We start from the raw sequence: 11,091 nt of genomic DNA, 5'->3' as shown, positions 1-11,091 counted from the left end.
CCCCCGACGTGTCTACTTTCCGGGGGTCAGGCCCGTGGTCACCAATGGCAGCACCACCGCGATTGTTCTTCACATAGTCGTTGCGAGTTTCAATCACATTGCGCCAGGTGCCGTATATTTTCTGCCACTCAGGTGTCTTGTAGGCCGGGCCAGTTTGTCGGTAACGAATACCCTCAGTGTGAGGGATGGTCACAGAGGACTTATTGGTACAGCACTTGCCCTTCTGGCTGCGCGGGGCTTCAAGACTAGGTGATGGGATAATAGGCAATCCTTTAGCGCGAGCATCCTGCCTCTCGGCCTTTTGCACCAAGGGACATACCACTGTCTTTCCTTTACCGCGGCCAGGACAAATAAACTGTTGACTCTCGCCGGTATCATCAACACCTTTACGACGCATAGCATAGGCGCGGCGCTCTTTGATTCGCTCCTTGTAGGTGTCCTCGTCAATAAGACCAGCCCTGAACTGCTCAGTGGCCTCAATCAGTGACTTCGGCATGGCCGGGCAATACCAGTGGCCTTCGACAAGGTTCATGGTTTCAAAGCTGCCGCGCTGGCCCAACTGGTTGGACTTGTAATCACCAACCAGCGTGTATCCCTTTTGCGTAGAGGCTCGTGGAAGTCTTTGGTCTTGGCCACAGCGAAGTACGCACGGTCTCCAACCACCACGCCTTTCGGCGTAGTCGGATCATCGGTGAGGTGCCGCATGGCTTGCAGCCCACGGATCGCCGGGCTGTGACTAGGCCGGTCAAAAGCCATGCCCATAATCAGGTGAGGCTGTGCATATGGGCCTTGATTTCGGATAACCCCAGCCACGAGGGTGGCCTCCCAGCCCCACACGTGCTTGGCGTTCTTCCTGCGCTTGTTTTCGCCATGTGTTTCCTGTTGCTCATCGCGGGAATACCAGCCTGCCTCCGGCTCAGACGACATAAGATCATCCGGTCGGTTCGTCCATCGGTTATTTCCACGGCGAACCCCTGGAATCAGGGTGCCGTCTAGGGTGAGGTCTCCCTGCCAGTTGTTTAGGTACTCCTCGGGCATATCTTTGGTGCTGGCCATGACCAGCTGGTTGAAGACATAGGTGGCGCGCTGCCATTTTTCTTCGCGGCGCTTTGGGTCTTGTTCGTCCATTAGCCGGTTGAACTCAGCACGGGTTAGCCGTACATGGTGTGGGATGTTGTCGAAAGGATCAACCAGTTCTAAAAACCTGTGCAACGCGCGCCACAGGCGGTGGTACCACAGGCCATGCTGAACAAAGTAATTATCGCCCACGCGACGTGCCTTATCGCGGCTGGGCAGCTCAAGGAGTTCCAGGGCTTTTTCAGTGGTGTCTTCACTGGCAAGTAGTGCAACCATGGTGGTCAGATGCATGGGTTGCCCAGAGCGAGCCAGAATCAGATACAGCGCAAGGATGGCGCGGTCGCTGACAGTCTTTGGTCGCCCACCTTTGAGCGGGTCGTATCCCTCCTCGCGCCGCCACGTCTCAAGGTGAAAGCAGATGTCGGTGCGGTCGATGATGCCCAGTGCCCAGGACACACTGGCTCCATCCAGGCGCAGCAGCGGGGTGGGAGTAACCGATATGCGGGCCATTTATCTCTCCTCCCCTGTAGGTTCCACCAGCCGCAGCGGCGGATAGGCCGGTTCGTCCCTATTGCCTGTAGTCCACACCCAATACTCGGCCTCAGTTAGTGCCCCGGCCTCGACGATCATCCGGTGGAAGGTGTCATGGAATGGCTGAATGGTGCCGGTGGCATAGACCAGCTGGTTAAAGTCCACGCGCTCGGCGGCATGATGAGCAATCCAGGTGTAGCGCAGCCTGTTGATGTTGGGTGCAAGCCCGGTACTCGACGGGTTTTGGCTGGTCTTGTGGATAAAGTCAGCTATCAGGTGTGGGCCTGTGGCATCGTTGCGGCGGCGCGCTGAGTTCGGTTTCACCAGTGGTTCGTCGTTACGGTCTGCGCCCACACCGCGCAGGACTTGACGCATGACATCGCCATAAGGCGCGGTCAACGGAATGGTTCGCGACGTAAGGCCTCGCCCACCGCGGGCATGTACTGCTAGCACGGTGCCGAAGTCAGTGAAGTCGCCGTAGGTGCAGTGATAAATCTCCTCTGTGGTCATGCCAGCACCAAGGCCTAAGGCCATAAGGATGTAGGCCACCCGCCGCGATTCGCGGCGGGGTCTAGAGCGCAGCCAATCCGTAATACGGATTAGCTCGTGGGAGGTGTAGGCGCGGCGCTTCGACTTCGCAGCAGGATAGATAACCTCGGGCAACTCTTCGACCCAATCCAGCGCGCCGTGGTGCTCGATGACGTGGCGCGCGCAGCGGTTAAGGAGGCGGCGGGTGGCATCGAGGCTGGTTGTGGATAAATCTGTGCGGTATTGCAGGTAGTTGTGAATGGAGCCGCCGTCTTTAAGCAGCATGATGCAGTTGTCCACGGTTAAATCCACGTACCAGCGGTTATGCACGTAGCAAAAGTATGCCGCGAGTTGACGCTTGCGGTTGCCTGCAGCCACGGGTGTGGTGGCGGGCAGTAATCCGCGCGTAGTCAGTGTGTCGATCACGGCATAGACCTCACTGTATTTAGACTTAAGTGGTTCGTCCTTTAGTTCTGTTGTCTGAAAAGGTGGCTCGTGGCTTCCGACATTCCTGCTGAGGCTCCTGTGAGGCGCTACGCCGACTGGCCCAACGCCCACATCGAGGCCCATGACCCGGTGATGCGGAAGTTGCAGGACTTCGCCCGCAACGTCCAACAGCTCACCATGGACGGCAGCTACCCTTCTGCCAAGCACCTGGCCGAGGCCTGCGGGGTTCCGGCCTCCACCATCACCCGCATCATCCGCGGCGAGATGATCCCGACGGGACGTGTCATCGCCAATATCGAGATCACCACAGGCAAATCCTTGTGGCCGCGCCATAGCAGCCACCGATACGGGATCTAGTGGCCCCAGCGCTGGAAACTGCATGTCTTCCACGCTGGTCAAGTGGCTTTTCGGGTGGCGTTGTGTACTCATGGCCCAAGAGGTGAGCACACATCACCGCCAAAACTGGTGGCGGTACCTTCGTTTTAAGACCACGTAGAAAACCCGCAGGTCAAAGCCTGGTTCGTCCCCTTGTTCAGTTTTGTTGTAATCGAGCCAGTTTGCGTATCCGCAAATATGGTTTGCATATCCGCAAACGGCGGGCCTTAAAAAGACCCCATGTACAGCGCTAGCTACAGCACGTGTAGCCCGCCGACAATTGGCCCGTTGGTGGAGCCTCCTGCCAGCAACATCCGGTAGGCGTGGCGGCGGTTAGCCCCAGCCTCAACCACGTAGTCCTCGAACTGGTGCAGCGACTTTAGCCCTGCTGCGGCACACAGCACATCAGCTGGCACCCCGGCTAGAATCCGGTCAACAATCCAGGTGTTGCGCAGCCTGCGAGTATCCGGCACCATCTCCGGGGACGTGCTCGGTGTCACCCGGCGCAAATACGCCGAGAGCTGACCCACGTGCTCATTGTCGCGGCCCGGCCTAAACAGGTAGTCGTCTGGCGCGGTGGAGTTAATCACGGCTTGTAGTGACTCGATGTGGGTTTTCAGCAGTGGCACCTCGCGCGGGCCTGCCCCGCGGTAGCCATGTGGGAAGACCAGCACGCCGTCCTGGTCTACGCGCACGTCTTGGCCTTTGAGCGTGCAGATTTCACCCGCGCGCAAGCCTGCGCCCAGTGTCAGCGACAGCACGGTTAGGAAGTTGCGGCGGCGCGCAGCCGTGGGCTGGGATAAAGCCCAATCCCACAGGCGGTCGGTGGCGTAGCGGTCGTAGGGTTTAAGCGCTGGCTCATAGGTAATCGGGTGCTGGAAGTCGGGGTTCCAGTCGTCGTTTAGTGCCTCGCCCACCCGGTACAGCAGCGAGCGCCGCGTACCTGCGGTGGACGGGCTTAACTTCGCTCCCGCCCCGGTCAGGAAGTAGTTTCCAATGATGTCAGGATGGAAGACGGTTTCGACGGAGACCACACCGTAGCTCACCCACACCCAGGCGGATAGCTTGGCCACGACATTGAGCGTCATGCGCAGTGTGTCGCGGCTGGTGGACTCGGGCTTAATGTCCAGTGCTCGCACGCAGTCGCGGGTGAAGTCAGCAACCTGGCTCCAGTGCTCCTCGCGCACGGCCTGTGGTGTGTAGTTGGCGATGATTGCCTCAAAGTCAGCTGCGGTGTAGTTACTCGTCATGTCCCTTTCTCCTTAACCCAGCAGTGATTAGGGATGTACAAGATGCAGCAGGCGGGTTCTTTAGCTCAGAGAGCCAGACTGCATCTTGCGCTATCTAGTCTGGTTTGCGGATACGCAATTTTGCAAGGAGGTGGGTCTACATCGCCAACCGCGCAGGTCTTGTTTATATGGCCAGCACCTGCGCGGTTTTATGCGCACTGTCGGGACGAACCTACACACTATGTGGTGTGCACACCCGCGCGATCTCGCCATATCTAGTACCCCCGCTAGTGCGACGCGGTGGCCTCCTGATGTGACCTGGAGCCGCGCGGCGATACCGTCTTGTGCCGACGCGCGACTGCCACCACTACATCTAGATCTACTGCCCCCGTGTGAGGTTAGTTAGTCAGGCCGCGACCTGCGCAGCTACAAAAACGCGGTGCGCCATGGTCTAGCGTGAGCACCGTTGGGACAGTTTGCGGATACGCAATTTAGGCCAGTTTCCCACTGACACCCGTACCGCGCGACGCAATCCCGATCCACCGCGCGGACAGTTTGCGGATACGCAAACGCACACCCCGCAAGCTGTGCCCACTCCACCTGTCCACACCGCACACGAAAGGGGACGAACCATGTCCATCCTTGACCTCACAGCACCCCTGTACTGCCAGTACTTCACCGCCGAACTTGAGGTAGACGACCTCGCCCAAGTCACCGAAACCCTGAAACAAGGAAAGCAGGTAGCCAACACCATCCTGTCCATGTCCACCGCCGCGCTCTACAACCACGTCCTTGACTTCACAGGCCCAAAGGGGCGTATCAGCGAGCGCGAAATCAACGTCCTCACCGCGTTTAACTCCATGTCCGTAGCCACCGCCCCGGTGCGCGTGACCTTCGTTACCTTGGCCGACACCTACGGCAACCGCACAGGACTCACCCGAATCCAAGGCGGTGAGTCCGCCCGCGGCCTAATCCCGCTTACCCGGTCTGTAAACGAGGCCACGGTTGCAGACATGTCTGCCACCACACCAGGACTCACCATCAATCTGCCCAATAGTGTCCACGACGACCTGATCATTCGCTGCACGACTTTTGACCCGGACGGGTGCGTTCCCGAAGCAAAGGACGAGTTTCCCGGCGTGGACTACTGCCCTAGCCTGTACCACCTTTTTCGGGACGAACCATCTCCAGGCATCGACATCACCCACGACATTATCCGCGCACTACTTCCCTACCGCGGGATCCACATGGAGGTAGAGCCGAGGATTCTCGATGGCGATGTAGACATCGAGCGGCTGTAGCTGCTGGCTACGCTGTAAGCCATGAAGGAACCCAGCTGTGGTGTGTGCTGCGGCTGGGTTCCTTCATGGGGAGGGTGAAGAGGGGACGTGATGGGACACCGGCCACGTCTTAAGTCGGGCAGCGTCTCCGCCAGACCCGGCAGAACTTGCACACCGCCGACTGTAAGCATATACTTACACCTGACATCGTTCGATTACGATACGGAGGGATGATGGACGCAGCACGGCTCGCTCAGATGCTCAGTGCTCTCGGAAGTGAGCCTCGGTTGCGAATTATCGCCTCCCTAGAGACGGATTCGACCCATGTCAGTGAGCTGGCCCGCCGACTCGGGATGTCTCGGCCACTGCTCTACCAGCACCTCAACCGCTTGGAAGCTGCTGGACTCATCGAGAGTGGCCTGGAACAGCTCGGAGAGAGCCGAGTGAGGAAGCACTACTGGGTCGCTCCGTTTCAGCTTGAAGTAACTCCAGACCACATTAGGCACCTGATTAATCAAGAACAGAAAAGGGAATCTTCGTGACACTTACCGCTACCGTATTTCTTGTCATCCTCGCCGCCGCACTACCACTCGCGATCTTCGTTGCTCTTACCGTCTGGGTGGTACGCACCGTCACCAGCGCACGACGCGAAACGGCGACGGCGATCGATGGTTCCAACCAACTCATCGTGGAGCACCTACGCAACATCACCGAGCGGTTGGATCGGATTGAGGCCCAACTCAGCGAGATCCCCGAGTAATCAGGCTCTTCCTTAAACAAGGGGCGCGGTGGTTTTGGCTCCGCGCTATGGGCTGTCACAGCGTATGCGCTAAGCGCGTCGCGTAGACCTCCAGCAACATAAACTTGCTTGTGACTTTGGCGGCGGGGTGTGTCTCCGGTCGTGGCGTTATCCTGTCCCTCTCGCGGATAGGGGCTAGGACTGGGGACGAACCACGTGGTGTGCCCCCACCTCCGACACCGCCCCGGCCCACCTGCCGACGGAACCGGGAACGGAAACCGACGGAAACCATAGCTGTGGTTCGGGTCGTTGCAGGTGGGTGGGTAGTTTCGCAAAAGACTCCGGAAAAGAAACCGGCTTTGGGCAGTAGTCATCTACCGCTTAAAGCCGGTTTCTTCTTTTCGACCACTAAAATCCTTGAATCTGGCCCTTGATTCCCAAGTGCTCCGCGATGCCCACGAGCTCGATGTCGAAGATGCGTGAGGCTAGGTCAAAGAGGAATTCACGGGGTTGGTCGCGCAGCGCGCCAAAGGTTGTCAGGTGCGCGAAACCGTGGATGGTGGACCACATCGACATGACCATCGTGTACAGCGCCCATGGAGTACGAGGGCCACCGGCCTCGTCGAGGGCATCGCGCGCAATCGTCATGAAATAGCCGAAGGTCTCGCCCATCTCGAAACGCGAATTGATTAGGTCCTTGCGTTCAAAAGACGCTGGCACGATGGAACCTGAGGTAATCATCGTCAGGCCTAAGAAGCCTACTGGGTCATGGTGCGCGAAGCCTAAATATCCGAAAGCACACGCCTTCATCGTACTAAAACCGAGACTCTTCCCGCCTGCGTAACGCATCTGTTCGCGGAGATGCTCGTGTGCGATGGCATCGATATGACTTTCCAATAAGGAAAGGAGCTTTTGATCTCCCTCTATAAAATGCGTCGCCCGGTCGAAATCGATACCAGCACGTTCGGCGGCAGTGCCGAGATGCATATTGCTAAGGCCGGAGTCGACGATGTCCTCCACCGCGCCGCGCAGTAGAGCCCTAACTACTTCCCCATCGTTGCCTCGTGGCAAATCTTTGGCGCGAATTCTTTTATCAGCTGGGAGGCCACCTCCCATCGCAACTGGATCCTGCGGAGGGATAGCACCGTGCGCGAAACCTACTGCCAACCCGGCGCTTAGGTAGTCCAAACAGGCATTGAAAGTCTGCTTCTTCGCGGTTGGCGAAAGATGTCGAAGCACGCCCGTGGTACACAGATGGGAGATACCGTGGACACCAACCAAAAGGCTCACGGCTTGGATACGGACCAAGTCTGCATCGCGCGGTCCGCCAGCTTCCTCTATGCAATCGCGTGCGATGTTGAGCAGAACATCCAGCGTGGGGCGCTTGCCGGAGCGCTGGAGATAATCATCGAAGCTCAGCTCATAAGAGTGCAGGCTCGGAGCTGCTTGCGTAAACGTGAAGGCGTCGAAATAGACCGGATGCTTCTGCGCGAACTCGAAAAAGCCAGTAGCCATGGCTCGCATACGATCGAGCGCCGTGGCATCAGGGCTTAAGTACTTTTCTTGCTCATCTAGATAGTGGATGACCAGTTTGTCGAGGTAAGCTTTAGCCTCATCAGCCAATTGCTCATCAGATGCAAAAAGCTTCTTCGCCTTTTTGACCTCAACATCGGTCTGTTCGGCGACGGTACACACTGCAACGGCATCGCGTCCGGCGCGCGCAATGACGCGAACTGCCAGATCTAGCATGCACTGTCGTGGCGAACCCGAGGCCAAGCGAGCATCTACAGGTGTATTCACGCACTCCACCCTACTGTGGTCTAGGTATCCGTTCCGGGAAAATTGATGCGCTCAGCATCAATTAAGCAAACACATATGACATAGCCGACATGTCCGAGCTTTGCCCTCCGATGGAGGTGCCGGCCTAAAACCCACAAAGCTCCCAGCAAACCAAGTTGCCGAGAGCTTTGGATTAATTCACCGAGATTGGGACACTGGCTAGGCCCCAATCAAACAATAAGCTTTAGGCGCCAGCGTTGCCGATCTGGTCATCGAGCTTGTCGCGACCCTGCTGAATCTTGTCAGCCTTGTCCTCGCCGAACTTCTGCTCTGCCACCTCAGCAGCCTTGTCGAGGCCCTTATCGGAGATCTGCTCGCCCTTGTCGGAGTTCAGTGCGTCCTTTGCCTTGTCGAAGATACCCATTTAGCATCCCAACCTTTCTAAAATACTTTCGATATATCTTTCACCGCACTCCCCGATGAAGGCTAAACCCCTTCATCGCGAATGCTTTTTCCACGCTACATACGTTTGCCAGTTCATGCCATAAAGAATTATTTAAAGACGGGAATAGGCCCGCCATTTTCGGACAATCGCAGTCCATCCACCTTTCCTTAAAATTTTCAGATTTCTCAGGATTCACCTGCAATAACACCCCCGAGTCCACCCCCGGTTTTAAGCATTTATTCCAGCAATATAAGAGTCAACAAATTAAGTAAAATTAGGGGATGCTAGCGTAGCAGAACATCACGCAAATGCTCCTGGCGGTCGTTTTCTGGCGTTTTCCATCGGAACGCGCGCAAACTTGCAAAAATGAAAGCCGCGGCATGGGAGGATGACCCAGCCCCCATCATTTCCCCCACCACCAAAACTCATCCGCTTTTCAGTCATGACTTCAACCCACAGCGACTCCGCGAGCTCTCCAACTGCCGATTTCCAAGCCCAAGAGGAATTCTTTGGGCTTGTCTGGCCAGGCAAGGCGCAAGCAGCAGAACAAGCCAAAATTGCGACCACCAAGCAAAAGATTGCAGTGTCAACGCCGGCAGCTTGTTCCAATTCCATCGTCGAAGGCGACAACCTCGACGCGCTCAAGCTGATGGTGGCAGATGGCTTTGCTGCCGATGTCATCTACATCGACCCTCCGTATAACACCGGCAAAGACTTTGTTTACAAGGACAATTACCGCAAGCGCCGCAAAATGAACTCCGGCAGCTATAGCGGCTGGCATGCGCAGTGGCTGTCTATGATGCTCCCCCGGCTCATCCTCGCGCGACAGGTCCTCAAAGACACCGGTTTTATCTTTGTCTCCATCGGTGAAGATGAAAGTGCCAACGTACGCAAAGTGCTGGATGAAATATTCGGTGAGAACTGTTTTGCCGGACAATTGATCTGGAAAAAGGGCGGGACTGGAAAGAACGACTCCAAATACGCGGTGGTCGAGCACGAGTACATTTTGGTTTATGCCAAGTCCCCAGCTAACCCCGGTTTCAACGCCGATTCTGAAGGGCATACCACGACCAAGTACAACTTCAGCGACGAGAAGGGAAACTATTCGCTGGTCCGCCTGGACTCCAAGACACTGGGTTATCTTCCTTCCCTAGACTTTCCCATCGCTGATCCCCAAGGCCGCGAATACTGGCCCGACCAGCCAGCCGGCAAAGACAAGGTCGCACGCTGGCGCTGGGGCAAAGATAAGGTCGAGGCCAACTATGAGCAATTGGTCTTTCGACGCGGCTTTGTCTACACGAAGAACTATCAGAAAAAGGGCGCGCGGCCACGTTCCATCCTGGACGGTGAACGCTTTGGCGTCACACGCGCTGGACGCCGCGATGCGGAGGACGTCATGGGAGTTCAGGGCGTGTTCGATTTCCCGAAGCCAGTGCGCCTTATCAAGCACCTCATCGCCATCGCCGACGGTCCCGACGCCGTAGTGCTTGATTTCTTCGCCGGATCCGGCACTACCGCTCAGGCGGTCCTGGAACTCAACAGCAGCGACGGCGGCTCCCGCAGCTTTCACTTGGTCCAGATGCCGCAACCTACCGATAGCAAAGGCCCGGCTTTTGCCGCGGGGTACAAGACGGTCGCAGACATTTGCGTCAGCCGCGTCGCCGCCGTACCAAACGCTAAGTTTGCACACTACGTCCTGCAGGATTAGCAAGACTACTTCGTTTTCTTGCCAGATTCTGGGTCAATGGTGCCTGCGGGGCGACCTGGAATACCGAAGAAATCGAGAACGCGGTCTGTGGCAAAGCCCTTGCCTACCTCCGCGCGATCGTCGGCAAGCCCGCCCGGCCAGATATGCGAGCCGCCGCCGATACGGATGTGCTGCAGCGGAGCCTTACAACCAATCCACGTTTGCTGCAGAGCGTTGTTAACCAGCTGCGTCGTTGAGATCTGCGTGGTGCATTCATTCCGGCGCCGGTTTTGCTCCATGACTTCCGCTACCGAATCGTACTTAGTGGCATGACGGGTTCCGCCGTAGTACTCCACCACGGGGTCATCGGTGCCGTGCATATCGAGGCGGCCGACTGGGGCTTCCGAACAGCCCTGGTGAATGCCCTCATAATAGGCCGCAGACACCGTTGCGATAGAGCGGAAAGTCTCCGGCATACGGCACGCCAAAAAGGCAGCAAATCCACCGCCGTTGGATAGGCCCGCGGCAAAGATACGGTCATCATCTACCGCATAGGTAGCACGCAAGCTATCAACCATGTCTGCAACGAATTTAAGGTCTTCTTCCTCGCTCGTTTTCGCATAAGGCGCCGGCGTCCAAGCATTATCCTCACCTTCTGGATAAACCAGAATGGCCTTCGCGGAGTTGAACTCCGTATAGCCCTCAATGGTCTTGGGTTTCTCGCCCCAACCGTGGAAGACCATCACCACTGGCCAGCGCTTATCCGCGTCATAGTCTTCCGGCACATGCAGCAGGAAGTTGCGGCCATTCGGCATATTAATCTGCTTGGTTTGACCTGGCTCCGGGCCATCCAAAGGCGCTGAGACAGGGATGCCGAGGTCAGAGTCCTTATCCCAGAGCGTTCCGGACTCTGGCGCAGGCTCCTGCGTTGGCGTTGCCGAACAAGCTGTGGCAAAAGCCAAATTTAGACAAAA

11 protein-coding genes and 1 pseudogene are annotated in these 11,091 nt (G+C 57.1%); 5 read left to right on the top strand and 7 right to left on the bottom strand.

Annotated elements, in window-relative coordinates:
• The 3 genes and pseudogenes from HMPREF3158_RS13090 to HMPREF3158_RS01760 all read right to left on the bottom strand — a co-directional run.
• Nucleotides 1–532 (bottom strand): annotated as a pseudogene (locus HMPREF3158_RS13090) (hypothetical protein); the annotation flags it as partial.
• Nucleotides 529–1,587, bottom strand: coding sequence for a hypothetical protein (locus HMPREF3158_RS01765; protein WP_235591275.1), 1,059 nt, complete (start codon nucleotides 1,585–1,587; stop codon nucleotides 529–531). The gene HMPREF3158_RS01765 and the pseudogene HMPREF3158_RS13090, both read right to left, overlap by 4 nt.
• Nucleotides 1,588–2,562 (bottom strand): hypothetical protein, encoded by a 975-nt coding sequence (locus tag HMPREF3158_RS01760; RefSeq protein ID WP_141740975.1) that lies wholly within the window; start codon nucleotides 2,560–2,562, stop codon nucleotides 1,588–1,590.
• A 69-nt stretch (nucleotides 2,563–2,631) separates the two neighbouring features.
• Here HMPREF3158_RS01760 and HMPREF3158_RS12390 point away from each other — a divergent pair, with 69 nt between their 5' ends.
• Nucleotides 2,632–2,940, top strand: coding sequence for a helix-turn-helix domain-containing protein (locus HMPREF3158_RS12390; protein ID WP_082787595.1), 309 nt, complete (start codon nucleotides 2,632–2,634; stop codon nucleotides 2,938–2,940).
• A 272-nt stretch (nucleotides 2,941–3,212) separates the two neighbouring features.
• Here HMPREF3158_RS12390 and HMPREF3158_RS01755 read toward each other — a convergent pair whose 3' ends face one another.
• On the bottom strand, nucleotides 3,213–4,208 hold the full coding sequence (locus HMPREF3158_RS01755; RefSeq protein WP_070497067.1) for a site-specific integrase: 996 nt from the start codon (nucleotides 4,206–4,208) through the stop codon (nucleotides 3,213–3,215).
• A gap of 611 nt (nucleotides 4,209–4,819) precedes the next feature.
• Between HMPREF3158_RS01755 and HMPREF3158_RS01750 the strand changes: the two genes are divergently transcribed.
• The 3 genes from HMPREF3158_RS01750 to HMPREF3158_RS01740 all read left to right on the top strand — a co-directional run bounded on the left by HMPREF3158_RS01750 (nucleotide 4,820) and on the right by HMPREF3158_RS01740 (nucleotide 6,227).
• On the top strand, nucleotides 4,820–5,488 hold the full coding sequence (locus HMPREF3158_RS01750; protein WP_062034975.1) for a hypothetical protein: 669 nt from the start codon (nucleotides 4,820–4,822) through the stop codon (nucleotides 5,486–5,488).
• Nucleotides 5,489–5,697: 209 nt separating this feature from the next.
• Nucleotides 5,698–6,009, top strand: coding sequence for an ArsR/SmtB family transcription factor (locus tag HMPREF3158_RS01745; protein ID WP_005323142.1), 312 nt, complete (start codon nucleotides 5,698–5,700; stop codon nucleotides 6,007–6,009).
• On the top strand, nucleotides 6,006–6,227 hold the full coding sequence (locus HMPREF3158_RS01740; protein WP_005323143.1) for a hypothetical protein: 222 nt from the start codon (nucleotides 6,006–6,008) through the stop codon (nucleotides 6,225–6,227). Before HMPREF3158_RS01745 ends, HMPREF3158_RS01740 begins: the two co-directional genes overlap by 4 nt.
• Nucleotides 6,228–6,614: 387 nt before the next feature.
• On the opposite strand, the gene HMPREF3158_RS01735 is transcribed toward HMPREF3158_RS01740, so the two are convergent.
• Both HMPREF3158_RS01735 and HMPREF3158_RS01730 read right to left on the bottom strand, forming a co-directional pair.
• The gene (locus HMPREF3158_RS01735) at nucleotides 6,615–8,006 is read right to left on the bottom strand and encodes a TetR-like C-terminal domain-containing protein (RefSeq protein ID WP_141740974.1); all 1,392 of its coding nucleotides are present in this window, start codon (nucleotides 8,004–8,006) and stop codon (nucleotides 6,615–6,617) included.
• A gap of 223 nt (nucleotides 8,007–8,229) precedes the next feature.
• Nucleotides 8,230–8,409, bottom strand: coding sequence for an antitoxin (locus tag HMPREF3158_RS01730; RefSeq protein WP_061926171.1), 180 nt, complete (start codon nucleotides 8,407–8,409; stop codon nucleotides 8,230–8,232).
• A 463-nt stretch (nucleotides 8,410–8,872) separates the two neighbouring features.
• On the opposite strand from HMPREF3158_RS01730, the gene HMPREF3158_RS01725 reads away from it, so the two are divergent.
• Nucleotides 8,873–10,138 carry a site-specific DNA-methyltransferase gene (locus HMPREF3158_RS01725; RefSeq protein WP_062034971.1) on the top strand — a complete coding sequence of 422 codons (1,266 nt, stop codon included), beginning with the start codon at nucleotides 8,873–8,875 and terminating at the stop codon, nucleotides 10,136–10,138.
• Nucleotides 10,139–10,143: 5 nt separating this feature from the next.
• On the opposite strand, the gene HMPREF3158_RS01720 is transcribed toward HMPREF3158_RS01725, so the two are convergent.
• A complete protein-coding gene (locus HMPREF3158_RS01720; RefSeq protein ID WP_246816163.1) occupies nucleotides 10,144–11,079 on the bottom strand; it encodes a CE1 family esterase in 936 nt (311 codons plus the stop codon).
• Nucleotides 11,080–11,091: the final 12 nt, after the last annotated feature.

It is taken from the genome of Corynebacterium sp. HMSC06G04, from assembly GCF_001807365.1.
GTDB lineage: Bacteria > Actinomycetota > Actinomycetes > Mycobacteriales > Mycobacteriaceae > Corynebacterium > Corynebacterium simulans.
This window is presented reverse-complemented; position numbering and strand designations above follow the sequence as displayed.